General features: G+C 45.2%; 11 protein-coding genes and 1 riboswitch. Of the genes, 4 read left to right on the forward strand and 7 right to left on the reverse strand.

Going from position 1 to position 14979, the window contains the following annotated elements; all coding sequences use genetic code 11:
• Window positions 1-45 precede the first annotated feature (45 nt).
• From AABI20_RS00880 to AABI20_RS00895, 4 genes are all read left to right on the forward strand, one after another.
• Window positions 46-1380: a sensor histidine kinase gene (locus tag AABI20_RS00880; RefSeq protein WP_338346523.1), complete on the forward strand. Its 1335-nt coding sequence runs from the start codon at window positions 46-48 to the stop codon at window positions 1378-1380.
• Window positions 1381-1668: 288 nt separating this feature from the next.
• Window positions 1669-2337 carry a phosphatase PAP2 family protein gene (locus tag AABI20_RS00885; RefSeq protein ID WP_338346524.1) on the forward strand — a complete coding sequence of 223 codons (669 nt, stop codon included), beginning with the start codon at window positions 1669-1671 and terminating at the stop codon, window positions 2335-2337.
• A gap of 992 nt (window positions 2338-3329) precedes the next feature.
• On the forward strand, window positions 3330-3848 hold the full coding sequence (locus AABI20_RS00890; protein ID WP_053068886.1) for a hypothetical protein: 519 nt from the start codon (window positions 3330-3332) through the stop codon (window positions 3846-3848).
• 18 nt (window positions 3849-3866) lie between these two features.
• A complete protein-coding gene (locus tag AABI20_RS00895) occupies window positions 3867-4130 on the forward strand; it encodes a hypothetical protein (protein ID WP_338346525.1) in 264 nt (87 codons plus the stop codon).
• Window positions 4131-4352: 222 nt separating this feature from the next.
• On the opposite strand, the gene AABI20_RS00900 is transcribed toward AABI20_RS00895, so the two are convergent.
• The 7 genes from AABI20_RS00900 to leuS all read right to left on the reverse strand — a co-directional run bounded on the left by AABI20_RS00900 (window position 4353) and on the right by leuS (window position 14972).
• The gene (locus AABI20_RS00900) at window positions 4353-4631 is read right to left on the reverse strand and encodes a helix-turn-helix domain-containing protein (RefSeq protein WP_338346526.1); all 279 of its coding nucleotides are present in this window, start codon (window positions 4629-4631) and stop codon (window positions 4353-4355) included.
• A gap of 569 nt (window positions 4632-5200) precedes the next feature.
• Window positions 5201-6742: a glutamine-hydrolyzing GMP synthase gene (gene guaA, locus AABI20_RS00905; RefSeq protein WP_288846038.1), complete on the reverse strand. Its 1542-nt coding sequence runs from the start codon at window positions 6740-6742 to the stop codon at window positions 5201-5203.
• A 3-nt stretch (window positions 6743-6745) separates the two neighbouring features.
• Complete coding sequence (locus tag AABI20_RS00910) at window positions 6746-7705, reverse strand: IMP dehydrogenase (RefSeq protein ID WP_047974246.1); 960 nt, start codon at window positions 7703-7705, stop codon at window positions 6746-6748.
• A gap of 35 nt (window positions 7706-7740) precedes the next feature.
• Window positions 7741-8853, reverse strand: a complete 1113-nt coding sequence (guaB, locus tag AABI20_RS00915) for an IMP dehydrogenase (RefSeq protein WP_152666205.1) — start codon at window positions 8851-8853, stop codon at window positions 7741-7743.
• 88 nt (window positions 8854-8941) lie between these two features.
• Window positions 8942-9038, reverse strand: a riboswitch (purine riboswitch).
• Window positions 9039-9114: 76 nt separating this feature from the next.
• The gene (locus tag AABI20_RS00920; RefSeq protein WP_047974244.1) at window positions 9115-10089 is read right to left on the reverse strand and encodes a YitT family protein; all 975 of its coding nucleotides are present in this window, start codon (window positions 10087-10089) and stop codon (window positions 9115-9117) included.
• A 176-nt stretch (window positions 10090-10265) separates the two neighbouring features.
• Window positions 10266-12425 (reverse strand): putative polysaccharide biosynthesis protein, encoded by a 2160-nt coding sequence (locus tag AABI20_RS00925; protein ID WP_338346527.1) that lies wholly within the window; start codon window positions 12423-12425, stop codon window positions 10266-10268.
• A gap of 114 nt (window positions 12426-12539) precedes the next feature.
• Window positions 12540-14972, reverse strand: coding sequence for a leucine--tRNA ligase (leuS, locus tag AABI20_RS00930; protein WP_338346528.1), 2433 nt, complete (start codon window positions 14970-14972; stop codon window positions 12540-12542).
• Between the last annotated feature and the right edge of the window lie 7 nt (window positions 14973-14979).

Below are 14979 nucleotides of genomic sequence, written 5' to 3' on the forward strand. Positions count from 1 at the left end.
AATAAACAATCCAGCGCCAGCATCATGCTCCGCAGCCAAATCAAAATGATTATCGTCATCACCATCTCTTTTAGCATGATGATGATTTTTGGCGTAGGCCATAAGCTCCTAAACGATGTCAAACTCTCGACCTGGCAGATTACCGCCAGTCTGAAGAAAAATGAGATTGATAGCGACCATGATTGGGATGATTGGCGAAAAAACAGTACCGTGGACATTAACCATAGTTATATTTACGTCCATAACCTGCGCCAAGATGCTGAAGCCAGATATTACTTCTCACCGCGAGCCGATGACCTCTTGCAAAAGAAGATGATTAAAGTGCCCTTTATCAATAACTTGTATTATCGGCCAGGCTTTGGCTTTCTCTACCGACGCTTTGTTTCTTCCAATGGCATTTACTACACCCTATGGCAAAATATCGGTCCACAACTCTCCATCTTAATGCGTGTAATTGAAGTCTCAGCCATTTTGCTCGCCGTCACTCTGGTTCTCGCCCCCATCTACATTCGTCGGTTAACCGCCAGATTAACGGACCCGCTCACCGACCTGTCAACTAGCACCCAAGTGATTCACCAAGCAGAACAATCTGGGCTGATTCAACTTCCTGTTCCTAGCCAACCCACCGAAGTGACGGAGCTTGCCCAAGACTTCAACCACTTGCTTGCCCTTCTCAACCAGCGGCAAGACCAACAGAAGCTCTTTGTCATGAATGCTGCCCATGAACTGCGCACGCCGATTGCTACCATCAAGAGTCATGCACAATTAATCGACCGTCACGGTGCTGACCATCCAGAAATTATTGAAAAATCAGTGACCTACATCACTAAAGAATCACGAGCAATGCAACAAATTATCGAAGACCTACTGGCCATTCTGCGCGTTGAAACGCTGTCATTGGCATTAACGAGGATGAATGTCACTACGGCTGTCAGCGAAATCATGCAACCGTTAGAAAAACCAATTCCTCAAAAACTGATTTTACAGCTAGAACCCAACTTGATGGCGCAGACCAACTTGGAGGCCCTCGAGCAGATTCTGCACAATTTGATTCAAAATGCTAGCAAGTATTCAAAACCCTCAGACCCAATTGTCGTTACGCTTGCGAATAAGGAAAATGCTTCCGTGTCCCTCACGGTGATGGACCAGGGCTTGGGTATTCCAGAGGCCGATAAGGCACATATTTTTGAGCATTTTTATCGCAGTGACGATGTCCGTGGCTCCATCCCCGGAACCGGCCTTGGCCTGGCCATTACCAAGCAGTTCGTTGACCTGATTCACGGGCATTTGTCCGTAGCCGATAATCCGACTGGTGGAACAATCTTCACCCTTCTATTGCCGAGTGCTATTGATACTACCGGCCAAAGCGACCATTCGTAATCATTGATTCACATTGGTATCATTCCTTTGCCACCCCTTTGGGTGGCTTTTTTAGTCCAATAAAAGGTTGATTTTTCTTGACCTAATTTGGAATTTAATCGATTTCACGTCATGTTACGATCTCTTACTGTCACCATTAAACCAGTTATCGCCCCATTTCACAGACTGTTTACCGACCAGCTCGCCTGTCCCATTCTGAAAAAAATTAAGCTTGGCCTTATTTTTCATAAGTAGTTCAAGATGCATATGCCAACTAAACTATTTGATATACGCTTTGGAGGAAATACGATGAAAAATAAACAAAAAACACTCTTCAGTTTCGCCCTTATTCTAGCCTTTGCCATTCTGGTGCTCGGAGTTTTGACCGACTCAACGGCCATCACGAATTTCGATTCAACGATTAGCCAAAGCACGGCCAAATTAATGACACCCACGAATACCGCTTTTTTTACCGTCGTAGCCGACCTGGGCAGCCCACTCGTGGTGATTACACTGACCGTCCTACTGGCTGGCTACGTTTTCTACAAAAAAGACCACTTCCTAGCTTGTTGGATTATTTTACTCCAGTTCGGCGGTTCCGCACTGACTGAAATCATCAAGATGACTGTCGCTAGGCCTAGGCCCAGCCATCAAATCATTGCCGATACCGGATTTAGCTTCCCCAGTGGCCACACATTTTGTACGACAATTTTTGTCATTTGCCTGCTGATGGTCGTTTTGCCAAAGATTCCAGTGGATAACCGCTACTACATGATTATTCCTGCCTGCACTTGGATTATTATAGTTGCCTTTTCACGTTTTTACCTGCGTGACCACTACCCATCAGACGTTGTCGCTAGCTTACTCTTAGCGACTGGCTTTTGGTTGTGCCTAGAAGGTTATCGCGACCGCCTCCACCAAGCTGCGACTGCCTTTTTAACCCGACGACAAGCGCGCGCTTTACCAAGTAAAAATTAGTCTAAACGCAAACAGTACACTTCCTGATTTTTTATCGGTGAACCACAGTAACTCTGTCAGCGTCCTTCGCATTTTTTTATGATGCAAGCGAGACGCTGCCCATACATAAACAAATAACTAATCGATCTCAATTTAGTCAACACGAAAGGTATCGCCAGCACCATGTTAATCACATCCAAAGGCCACAGGCCCTATTCCCTTTTGGCTGTCCTACTTGCCCTCTGCCTCATTATTGGTAGTACCGGTAGTTTTAGTTCACAAACATCGCTCGCCATTGTCAACACCACCATCTTGTTCCTGATAGCAAGCTACTACCTGCGACCTTTTTCCAACCGCTTGAGCATCCGCCAAATCAGAACTATCACCTACCTAGCCCTCACGTTAATGGTTGTCGGCCAGGTGCTGATTCTGATTTGTCAGCCATGTTGGCCGTCCTGGTTATTTTCAGATTTTTATGGCGCTGGCCAAAAGCTAGCACTACCAGGGCCAAAGTTAAAATCAGCCTGGGACTCACTGCCACAGCACTGCTGGGCATGCTGATGAAGCCGAATATGATTGTCCTGTTACCTGCTGGATTCTTAACACTACTGATTTTAGCCATCAAGAGATTTTAGCCATCAAGAAAGAACGGACAAAAAAACAACTGTTATGCTTCATTCTTTTTCTCAGCTTGGGGATGGCCCTAGCGATGCCAGCCACCCTCTTAATTGACCATGCCAGCTCCTATCAGCCACATAGTGTGCTAGCCATTGGGTCTTAATGGGGCTCGATAAGAGTGAAGATGGCATGTACAATGACTAAGACGTCGAAAAGGATATCAGCCTAGCTAACACCACTGCCCGTCGGCAATATGATAGCCAACAAATTGTTCATCGAATCCAAACGCTCGGACCACTGGGTCTCAGTGAACTCTGGTTGAAAAAATTAACGATTTTATTAGACGTCAGCGCCGTCCAAGACTGATATAACGGTGGCTTTGAATCGGCTCCAAAATGGTATCAAGACCACATTGCCTTTATCAAAAAGCCATTAAAATCGGCTACGTTGTCGCTTCGATCATTCTCTTTTTCACGGTTAGCCTCCCTCTGCTATGCTGGCGACCACGCTTTCATCGTCAAAAAGACCAACTAGCTCTGCTAGCTGTTTTAACCGCCTTGGGCTATCTGGCCTTCCATGTTATCTTTTGGGAAGCTGAATCACGTTATGGGCAAATTATCCTACCGGCTCTTTTCCTCCTTCTAGCCGCTTTACCAGCCCCTGTCACCCGTCGACAAAAGGTTACCGATGTTAAAAGACAAAAGCGCTGGCCTCGTGTCACCTTTCTCATTTCGGCAACCATTACCATCTATGCTATCTTCCTGCAGTCCTACTCACTGTCCACCATTGCTGTGGCCGCCCAACGGAGCCAACTTTCGGTCCAATACCACGCCCAAGCAACAACCACTAGTCCCGGTACAACGCTTGAACAGCAAGTTAATTTGCCCAAACCCGCTAATACTTTCTCGGTTTAAATTCAAGCCAAACAAACCATGACTATCACACTCCAAAGCCTTCAAAGTGCCCATGTTTGGACCTTAACAGGAAAAGCGGATGAATTTATCCTGAAGCAACCCCTTCCCGCAGGCTCTTACCAGATTGTCATTCAAAATCAGGGACTAGTTCCCCAGTTAATTGATTTAGTTCAAACCAATAACTACACTCTGGCACCTTTTCCAATAACGATTAACCAGTTACAAAATAAGAACGTATCACTGATTTACTTCTTTGAATGGCTCAATATGAAGCCGTCCTAATAATAGCCATTTCCCTAATAAAAAAGACGAACCCGTCAACACTAACCTGGTCAGCATGACCGATTGTGAAGCATGGTTCGTCTTTTTGTTTTTAGTTGACGGGACATGGCAGGGCAGATAAGAAAATACTGAAAATCATCAGCTCTAAAATAACATGTCAAAATTTTCAAAAATGCAAATCAAAGTCAGCACTGACATTTGCTGTTCATATCATGAATAAACTTACATAAATTCCACTTTAAGTTTCTTACCAAGCACAGAAGCAATTTTGCTCATAGTATCAAAGCTAGTATTCTGGCCGTGTTCAATTCTTGCAATCGTTGATTGCGGTACATCTGCACGCTCTGCCAGTTCCCGTTGAGTCAAGCCAGCCCGTTCACGTTCGTTCATCAACGCTACTGCGCTCTCAAGTTTGGCAGATTCAGCATCAAAGCCTGCCTTGAATTCAGGGTCTTTAAGTTGTTCGGCGAGATAATCGTCAAAAGAAATGTTCTTTGCCATGTTATTTATTTCCCAAATTATCATAGTATTCTTTCCTAAGCTCTTTCGCATGATTAAGATCAGGCGCACAGGTGTCTTCTGGGTCTTCTTCGTAGATCCGTGCGTAATCACATAATGCGAACCATCAGCAGAAAGTACAAACCACGCTGAATATTGGATCCTGTCGTCCGTAGCTCAAAGATACCATCTGAAATTTTAGTGTACAATCAACAAACTTAAATATCAATATATGCTATCAAAATATCTAGGGCACGAAATAAACAAGACTTCGGATTATTAATAACTGATTTTACATGGTGACACTATTTTTGATTGCGTTCCCTCTCTTGCCTTTACTGTTCCTGAATTAACAATTTCTTATACTGTTTATTTGTTTCTTAGATAGCCAATTTCTTTCAGCTCCCTATCAACATATTTTTTATATCAACTACAAAAGCCAGTTCAGATTTCTCTGAGCTGGCCTTAAAATTTAACAGAATATTGGCAACAAAACAAGTAAACTTTATTTATTTCGCTTTGCCTAAAATGCCATTAACTCAAACTTTTCACCTTAAGCGATAACTTGTAATTTATTCCCATTCAACCGTTGCAGGTGGCTTAGCGGTAATGTCATACACGACGCGATTGATGTGATCCACTTCGTTGACGATTCGTGAAGAAACCTTTTGCAACACATCCCATGGCAAGCGGGCAAAGTCCGCTGTCATACCATCAACAGAAGTAATGGCACGGACGGCAATCGTGTATTCGTACGTACGGTAATCACCCATGACACCAACAGACTTGTTGTTTGTCAAGACAGTGAAGTACTGCCAAACGTCACCTTCCAAACCGGCCTTGGCGATTTCATCGCGCAAGATAAAGTCGGATTCACGGACAGTTTCCAACCGGTCCTCAGTGATTTCACCCATGATTCGGATACCAAGACCTGGTCCTGGGAATGGTTGACGCCAGACCAACTCGTGGTCCATTTGCAGCTCTTCACCTAAGGCACGAACTTCATCCTTGAACAACTTGTTCAAAGGTTCGATCAAAGTAAAGTTCATTTCTTCAGGCAAACCACCAACGTTGTGGTGTGACTTAATTGTTTGGGCTGTATCCGTGCCAGATTCAATCACATCCGTGTACAACGTTCCCTGGGCCAAGAAGTCAACGTCCTTCAACTTAATCGCTTCATCGTTGAAGACTTCGATAAATTCGTTACCGATAATCTTACGCTTTTGTTCTGGGTCAGTAACACCAGCAAGCTTTGACAAGAAACGATCCTGTGCATCAACCTTGATGATGTTCAAGCCAAACTTGCCACCCAACATGTCCATCACTTGTTGTGCTTCGTTCTTACGCAACAAGCCATGGTCAACAAAGATACAAGTCAATTGGTCGCCAATGGCCTTTTGTAACAAGACACCAACAACAGATGAGTCAACCCCACCTGACAAACCAAGCAAGACCTTCTTGTCACCAACTTCGGCGCGAATCTTCTCAATTTGTTCATCAATGAAACCAGCCATTGTCCAAGAAGCGTCTGCTCCAGCAATGTTGATGACAAAGTTTTTAATGATTTCCTTACCGTGTTCAGACAACGTTGTTTCGGAGTGGAATTGAACACCGTACAGACAGTCATCATCATTAGCAATCGCTGCAATTGGCGTCTTTTCAGAACCAGCAGCCACAACAAAGTTGTCAGGCAACTTTGTGACGTTGTCTGAGTGTGACATCAAGACAACTTGCTCTTCTGGCGTACCAGCAAAGAGCTTTGAAGGAGCAGTCTGCTTGATAACAGTCTGACCAAATTCCCCATTACCTGGGTTGGCTTCGACTTTACCACCCAAATGTTGGGCCATCAATTGCATCCCGTAACAAACACCCAAGACGGGAATCCCCAACTTGAATACTTCAGGGTCAATTGGATAAGCATCGTCATCATAAACTGATTTTGGACCACCCGAAAGGATAATTGCCTTAGGGTTGTATTCCTTAATTTCATCAATCGTCATCTTTGATGACTTCAATTCAGAGAAAACGCCGAGTTCTCGAACGCGTCGCGTAATCAATTGGTTGTATTGGGACCCGTAGTCCAATACTAAGATTTTGTCATTACCTGTGGTCATGGCTTAGTCTCTTTCCTGTTCAACGTAATTTGGCGCTTTTTTGGTGATTTCCACATCATGAGGATGTGATTCCTTCAAGCCGTTATCCGTGATTTGAACGAATTGTGCGGACTCTTTTAAATCAGCAACCGTATGTGAACCAGTATACCCCATTCCGGCCCGTAAACCACCATCAATTTGGAAAACCGCGTCTTCAGCGACGTCTTCTTTGGCAAGGTAATCAGAGACCATGACCAAATCAGCACCACCAGCCAAGGCCTTAACAACATCACCTGAATAATGAATACCGCCCTGAGCGATAACCGTCTTATCCATTGGGTCTGCCACTTCAGCAATGCCCATCACAGTCGTCAAGAATGGGTAGTGAATGTCATCAGGCCAGTCAGAATGAACTGAACGGCCAGCAATCACGGCATCGACACCCAAGTCGAAGAGTTCCTTAGCAACTGCAGGATCTTCAATGGTTCCAACAGCCAAAGTAACGTGGCTCAAGGCCGCCTTCAAGTCCTTAATTTCAGCGGCAATATCAGCCGTCAAATCATCATTTAAGTAGAGGAACAAAGCAGAAACACCAGCGCCAACCAATGCTAATGCACGTTCCTTCACGTCAGCGGCCAACCAGATTTCAGCACCAACGGCCACGTGACCATCTTCAGTTACCAAAGTCTGTGGGTTCTTGTCCAAATCAACAGTTGCGGCACGCACAGCTTCAACGGCAGCCACCTGGTCTGCAACAGCTTCACTAGCAGCAACCAAGCCCAATCCACCAGATTGAGCCACAGCCAAAACGACTTCTTGTTGATCAGCAGCTGGATTAATTGCTGCAGCTGCCAACGGGTTTTTCATAGCCAATGCGCCCAAATGCGTCTTCAAGTCGACCAAGTGTGGCAAAACATTTGAAGCTGCTGGGACCAAAAGGGTTTCGTCGTAACCCAAGCCGTGTCGTGTATTCATGTCAGTCATAATTTCTCCCGATCAAAAGTTTGTGTTCGTAAAAATTACAAAGAAGCCTGGTAGTCAAAGACGTCAGTGGTCTTCTCAACGTTTTCGGCTTGGTCAATGGCTTCTGGCACATTGTGCACGCCCCTTTCGGCCATTTCCTTGCGCAAGTGGTCCAAGATTGGCATCAAAATATCAGCCAAAGTGCCCTTGTAGGCAACTCGTGCTTCAATTCCTTCTGGCACCATCTTCTTGGCTTCGTTCACTTCTCCCTGGAAGTAGCGGTCCTTTGAACCATTTTCCATGGCAGCAATGGAGCCCATGCCACGATAGAACTTAAACTTCTGGCCGTTGTCTTCGAAGACTTCCCCAGGAGTTTCCTTTGTGCCTGAGAACATTGATCCGAGCATCACAGCGTTACCACCCATGGCAATCGCCTTCATGATGTCATCGGGTGTCTTAGCACCGCCATCGGCAATGATTGCCTTACCACGACGCTTAGCTTCCTTAGCAGCATCACGAATGGCAGACAACTGTGGCACACCAATTCCCGCAACAACACGTGTTGTACAGATTGATCCAGGTCCGATTCCAACTTTCACGACATCAGCACCGGCATCGTATAAATCAGAAGCAGCACCTTCAGTGGCAATATTACCAGCAATGATGTTAACGTCAGGGAAGGCATCCTTGACTTCGCGCACCTTACGCAAAACACCTTCTGATTGGCCGTGAGCAGAATCCAAGATAATGGCATCGGCACCAGCATCAACCATTGCACCAGCACGGTCGACCGTATCATTGGTTACCCCAACGGCACCGGCAACAATCAAGTGACCCTTGGCATCCAAAGCTGCGTTAGGGAATTGATTCAAATCAACTTGGTGTTCCTTCACCTTCTTGATTTCACCTGCTTGGTCAGCAATCGTCATATTTTTATGAACAACGCCCAATCCACCAAACTGTGCCAGGGTAATGGCAAAATTCGCTTCTGTGACAGTATCCATTGCGGCTGATAGCAAAGGAATCTTCAGCTTGAGCGTAGGCGTCAATTCCGTTTCCAAAGAAACGGCATCAACTGAAATTTCGTCTTGTTTTGGGGCGACCATTTTCATATCGTCAAAGGTCAAACCCATTGGGACGAACTTATTTTTAATCTTAAATTCTGCCATGATTCTCCTCACCATCCTGCTTACAATATAGACCAAAAAAGAGCACTTTGCAGCTACCACAGCTCCGCAAAATGCTCCCTCAAAAAAACCTTGATTCGCATTCACGGATAGTCACGACTTTTGGGGCGCGGTAGAGACTGCTGGCCATTTTCCAGCGATATATCTGTAAATTTCTCTTAAATTATTATTGATAATTGTACTCGGTTTTTTCTCATTTAGCAATAAAAATTCCCGAACATTAAATTATAAAAAGATGAGAATTTAGTCCTCATCTTTTAGTTGATCCAACTGATCGGCTAACTGTTGTTCAGCCTCCAATTGGGCGTCAATCGTGACCGCTTTTGGTCCCATTGACTTCTTCATTTGTAATTGCCGGTCGGCATCCCAAAACTCACCCGCAACGGAAACCGTTGACAAGAAGTTAATAAAGGCCTTTGGGTCGACCTGGCGAACAGTTTCCTGCATTTCAAACAGTTCAAAACGGGAGAGCACCATCATCAGCGTTGTTGACTCCCGCTTCGTATAAGCCCCTTCTGATGGCAAAATGGTAATGCCACGAATCAAGTCACGGTGCAAAGCATCGATGACTTCCGGTCCCCGACTCGTGACAATCAAAGCCGTGAGCTTTTGGTAACCAGTATAAATCGCATCGATTACCCGTCCGGTTGCGTAAATCCCAATCAAAGTGTACAAAGCATTTTGCCAACCAATAAAGGAACCAGCAATCAACACAATCACAAAGTTAACTGCGTTATTAAAGGCACCAATTGATTTTCCAGTTCGCTTTTGCACAACCATCGAAATAATATCAAAACCACCCGTTGAAAAACCATAGCGCAGAGCAATTCCAACAGAGGAACCAACCAGCAGGCCACCAAAGAGTGAGGCCAGCAATGGCTGAGTCGTGAAAGGATGGACTGGCACGAAAATCAAAGCCAATGCTACCACCATCGCGTTGATAAAGGATAGAATGGTAAACTTACCACCAATTAATTTCCAACCCATAATTCCAATTGGAATATTGAAAATCAGAAAGAACAGTCCGGTTGGAATCCGTAAATGCCAAGCATCAAAGACCAACAGGGAAAGCAATTGCGAAATTCCATTAATTCCAACAGAAAAAATACTATTGGGGATTAAGAAATAATTCAATCCAAAAACCTGTAGTCCAACGGAGATTACGAAAACAGCGCTTGTCAGCGCAGCCTTACGCCAAGATTTTGTTAAAGCTTGCATGGCGAGCCTCTCTTTCAAAAAAGAATTTATCACTGTCTCTCATAATATCATAGAAAGCCTGTATCTTCAGCCTGGTAGCCAACATTTCCTAAACAAAAGAAAAGAAAACAAAGACCACGATAGATTGATTCTTGATACAAAAAAGCCAGACAAATGTCTGGCTAAAAATTCAATCATTATTTGGCTTTTTCTGGCTCGTGGCCACGGTCTAGGACCTGATTTAACAGGCCAAAACGGCGATATAAGACCAGCAAAACGGCAAGTCCACCAATCACCCCTAAAGCAGTTGCTAAGCCTGCACCAGCCTTTGTTGTCGTCGTCAGCAAGAAAGTCTTTGAGACCCAAGTTAACAAAAAAGCAACGATGGCCATTACGGCCGCTGATAGATAAGTCTTTAGCAAGGTATCCTGGATGGTTCTCATCGAAACTTGGTAATTCTCCTTCAGATACTTCATCATCAGGTATAGCGACCAACCTAAACCAAGCGCGGTAGCAATCAAAGCCCCCATCCCCTGGAAGAGGTAAATCAATGGTGCCTGAATCACAATCTTAATTAACAAGCCATAACCAAAGGCCCGCATCACTTCTTTACCGTGTGACAAGGCCTGTAAGACAAAGGCCAACAACATAAAGAAGGACATAATAATCGTCAAAACAGCTGAGAATTGGAGCAAGTAAATCCCGGCTTGGACCGTTTGATCAATTGGGTAAAAGAATCGGTACAAAGGATCTGAAACGGCGTACATACCAAGCGCAGATGGCACCAAGACTAGAGAGGTCAATCGCAAGACGGCAATTAACTGTTCCTTCAAGGCCCCAATTTGCTTAGCCGCCTTCTTGGCTGCCAAGATTGGTAAGGCCGTTGCCGCAATACTTGTGGCGAAAGAAATGACAATCATCACCAATTTATTTGGATTGGCCGAGAACAAGGCAAAGTCAATCTGTAATTGACTAAGGCTCGTATGGAAAAACGCCTTCATCAATGGGAAAAAGCTGTATTGGTCAACGAACAAGAACAAATTCGTTGACGAACCAATAACGACAAAGGGCCATGACTCCTTCAAAATATTGATGACCATCGATAGTGCTTTTGACCCAGTTGGTTGATCCTTTTGATCTTGGTTATCATCTTTTTGATGACGACGGTGCAAAGTTTGGTCAGCAGCTGTTTGATTTTCAGCGACTGCTTGCTGGTTGGCAGCACTCATTTGTGCCAAAGCGGCTTGCTCGTCCGGCACGCCGGCAACTGGGTGAATCAACCGCGCATAGCGCACCCAGCCATAGCCCAAAACGGCCAATGAGAAGAGCGCCCCGATAAAGGCGGCAAAGGTTGATTGAACAACGGCCCCAGTCCAGTTGCTACTATCATGACTTAAGACAATCCAAGTAGCCAACAACAAATAAATCACACGACCAACCTGTTCCCAAATATCAGACAAGGCTGAAATGTGCATCAATTGGTGTCCCTGGAAGATTCCACGAACCATCGACATCACTGGAAAGACCAAGACAGCCGGTGCCAAAGAATGCAGAACTGGGACGACCTGGGCATTGCCGTTCGATAGGAGCGGCGCTGCAACATACAACAAGGTCGAAAAGATAATCCCAAGCACTACCCCGATTTGTAGTGATCGTTTGGTAAGGGCCCATAAACCATTCTGATCTTTTTTAGCAATCAGTTGGGCCATTACCTTGGAAATGGCTGATGGAAAACCAAAGGTAGCAATTGAAAGTAAAATCGCATAGATATTATACCCTTGCGAAAAAAGGGCATTCCCCTGGTTGGCTGCCTTACCAAGCATGGCCAACCATGGCAGGATATAAACTGCTCCTAAGAGGCGAGAAACAATGTTCCCCATGGATAACCAAAAGGACCCGCGGACCAAGGCACTATTTCCGCCACCCTGACTTTGGTCAAGAGCCTGCTCATCACTAGCAGACCGGCCCAACGAAGCCACTGTTTGGTCTGCCAAGGCTGTTACGTCATCAACTGGCTGACCATCATCGCCATCTTTTTGGTTGGCCGACTGCTTTGACCGGCGCTGAAAGCAGGCTGATTTTTTGGTTGTTACTGCTGGTTGTTCTACTTCTACTTCGATTTCGGATTCAGACAATGGTTTTGAATCATCTTTCGAATCGCCATTATTCAAATTCTGTTTTCGTCGATGCGACCGTTTTGGCCAAAAAGCGACAATTTTTTCTTGCTTGGTTTTAGGGCGAAGATTTCGCTCTAACTTGGCGAGCAACTCGTCAGCCGTTAGATGTTGGTCATCAAGTGGCGCCCGGTCTTTTTTTTCTTGACCACCCTCTTGTTCGTTATAAAAATCCTGGGTCATACCTGTATCACCTTTAATATGTATCCCATTAGGAAGAAAAAACCGTCTTCCTAACGGGCCATTCTTGGATTGTTTCGATTAAATCAGCTAAACACCAAGATAACACGTTCGCTCTTACTTCGCAACAATATTAACGAACTTACCTGGAATGGCAATAATTTTTTTGATTTCCAAGCCATCCAAGTTCTTTTGAACCATTTCATCAGCCTTTGCTGCTGCAATCAAGTCGTCCTGACTGGCATCAGCTGGTAAGACCTGCTTTGAACGGACCTTGCCGTTCACCTGGAAGATGATTTCCTTTGTATCATCGACCAAGGCTTCTTCATCATAAGTTGGCCAGGCAACATAAGTGATGGATTCCTTTGAACCCGTCAACTTTTGCCACAATTCTTCGGCCAAGTGTGGTGCAAACGGTGCTAACATTTGCACAAAGCCTTCCATGTAAGCGGCTGGAAGCTTGTCTTCCTTGTAAGCATCATTGACAAAGACCATCAACGTTGAGATGGCAGTGTTGAAATGCATGTTTTCCAAGTCTTCCGTGACCTTCTTGACCGTCAAGTTGTATTCCTTCTTGAGCGTGTCATCGGCCTTATCCGTCAACTTGTCCGTTATGGAACCATCTTCATTGATGAGCAAGCGCCAAACACGGTCTAACCAACGACGAGATCCTGTCACCCCTTCTTCAGACCATGGCTTGTTCTGAGTCAATGGGCCCATAAACATTTCATAAATTCGAAGCGTGTCAGCCCCATATTCGTTCACGATATCATCTGGGTTTACCACGTTGCCCTTCGACTTTGACATCTTTTCATGGTTAGCACCCAAAATCATTCCTTGGTTAACCAACTTTTGGAATGGTTCCTTGTCCTTCACCACGCCAAGATCATACAAGACCTTGTTCCAGAAACGGGCATACAAGAGATGCAAAACCGCGTGTTCTGCTCCACCGACGTACAAGTCGACGTTCTTCCAGTAAGCTAATTTTTCAGGGTCGGCCAAAGCCTCGCCATTCTTTGCATCGATATAGCGTAAGAAATACCATGATGATCCAGCCCATTGTGGCATGGTGTTGGTTTCGCGACGACCCTTCATGCCATCTTCACGAGTGACTTCCAGCCAGTCCTTGGCATTGGCCAATGGTGATTCACCAGTACCAGAAGGCTTCAATTGCTCTTCTGTCATTTCTGGCAAACGTAGTGGCAACTCATCCTCTGGGACCAATGTCTGTGTGCCATCTTCCCAGTGAATAACAGGGATTGGTTCACCCCAGTAACGCTGGCGAGAGAAAATCCAATCACGCAAGCGGTAGTTGACCTTCTTTTCACCGGCACCATTTTCTTCCAACCAAGCAATCATCTTGTCGATGGCCTCTTGCTTGCCCAAGCCATCTACGAAGCCTGAGTTAATGTGAACGCCCTCGCCACTATAAGCTTCCTTGTCAATGTCGCCACCTTCGATAACTGGCGTAATGCGCAAGTCAAATTTCTTAGCAAAGTCGTAATCACGCTGATCGTGGGCTGGCACACCCATCACGGCTCCGGTTCCATAAGAAGCCAAGACATAGTCGGCAATCCAGATTGGCAACAATTCACCGTTAACTGGATTCTTTGCATAAGCCCCAGTGAAGACCCCTGACTTATCTTTATTCAAATCAGTTCGCTCCAAGTCAGACTTAGTGGCAATTTCTTCTTGATAAGTCGCTACAGCTGCCTTTTGATCAGCAGTGGTGATTTGATCAACCAAATCGTGTTCTGGTGACAAAACCAGGTAAGAAGCACCAAACAACGTATCTGGACGAGTTGAGAAGACTTCAATCTGCTTACCATCATGTCCATCAACCGCAAAGCGAATGGAAGAACCGATTGAGCGGCCAATCCAATGACGCTGTTGCTCCTTAATCGCTTCAGGCCAATCCAAATCATCCAAGTCATCAATCAAGCGGTCCGCATAGGCCGTAATCCGCAGAACCCATTGCTTCATCGGCTTGCGGTAAACAGGGTAGCCCCCACGCTCCGTCTTGCCATTAATCACTTCTTCGTTAGCAACAACCAAGCCACCACCTGGAAAATCAGGAGCCCAGTTGACCATGATTTCATCTTCATAAGCCAAGCCCATTTCATAGAGCTTTTCAAAGATCCATTGCGTCCACTTGTAATAGCTAGGGTCAGTTGTCTTAATTTCACGGTTCCAGTCATAAGAGAAGCCTAATGACTTCACTTGGTTCTTAAAGGTTTGAATATTTTCGTCTGTAAAGGTTGCGGGGTTGTGACCCGTCTTCAAAGCATACTGTTCGGCTGGCAAACCAAAAGCATCCCAACCCATTGGATGCAAAACATTAAAGCCACGAGCACGCTTAAAACGCGATACGATATCCGTGGCCGTATACCCTTCTGGGTGACCAACATGTAATCCTTGACCAGATGGATACGGAAACATGTCTAAAGCATAAAACTTTTCCTTATCTGATTTATCTGGTGCTACAAAGGTTTGATCCTCATCCCAAAAATTTTGCCACTTCTTCTCAATTGCTTTGTGATCGTATCCCATTTTATTC

The sequence above is a fragment of the Fructobacillus cardui genome (assembly GCF_963580785.1).
In the GTDB taxonomy this organism is placed as follows: Bacteria; Bacillota; Bacilli; order Lactobacillales; family Lactobacillaceae; genus Fructobacillus; species Fructobacillus cardui.

What these genes read in the sequence shown, in the direction of transcription:
- AABI20_RS00925 (WP_338346527.1), bottom strand. Translation starts at nt 12,425, where the DNA reads ATGACCCAGGATTTTTATAACGAACAAGAGGGTGGTCAAGAAAAAAAA.
- guaA (WP_288846038.1), bottom strand. Translation starts at nt 6,742, where the DNA reads ATGACCACAGGTAATGACAAAATCTTAGTATTGGACTACGGGTCCCAA.
- AABI20_RS00920 (WP_047974244.1), bottom strand. Translation starts at nt 10,089, where the DNA reads ATGCAAGCTTTAACAAAATCTTGGCGTAAGGCTGCGCTGACAAGCGCT.
- AABI20_RS00885 (WP_338346524.1), top strand. Translation starts at nt 1,669, where the DNA reads ATGAAAAATAAACAAAAAACACTCTTCAGTTTCGCCCTTATTCTAGCC.
- AABI20_RS00880 (WP_338346523.1), top strand. Translation starts at nt 46, where the DNA reads ATGATTATCGTCATCACCATCTCTTTTAGCATGATGATGATTTTTGGC.
- guaB (WP_152666205.1), bottom strand. Translation starts at nt 8,853, where the DNA reads ATGGCAGAATTTAAGATTAAAAATAAGTTCGTCCCAATGGGTTTGACC.
- AABI20_RS00895 (WP_338346525.1), top strand. Translation starts at nt 3,867, where the DNA reads ATGACTATCACACTCCAAAGCCTTCAAAGTGCCCATGTTTGGACCTTA.
- AABI20_RS00890 (WP_053068886.1), top strand. Translation starts at nt 3,330, where the DNA reads ATGGTATCAAGACCACATTGCCTTTATCAAAAAGCCATTAAAATCGGC.
- AABI20_RS00900 (WP_338346526.1), bottom strand. Translation starts at nt 4,631, where the DNA reads ATGGCAAAGAACATTTCTTTTGACGATTATCTCGCCGAACAACTTAAA.
- AABI20_RS00910 (WP_047974246.1), bottom strand. Translation starts at nt 7,705, where the DNA reads ATGACTGACATGAATACACGACACGGCTTGGGTTACGACGAAACCCTT.
- leuS (WP_338346528.1), bottom strand. Translation starts at nt 14,972, where the DNA reads ATGGGATACGATCACAAAGCAATTGAGAAGAAGTGGCAAAATTTTTGG.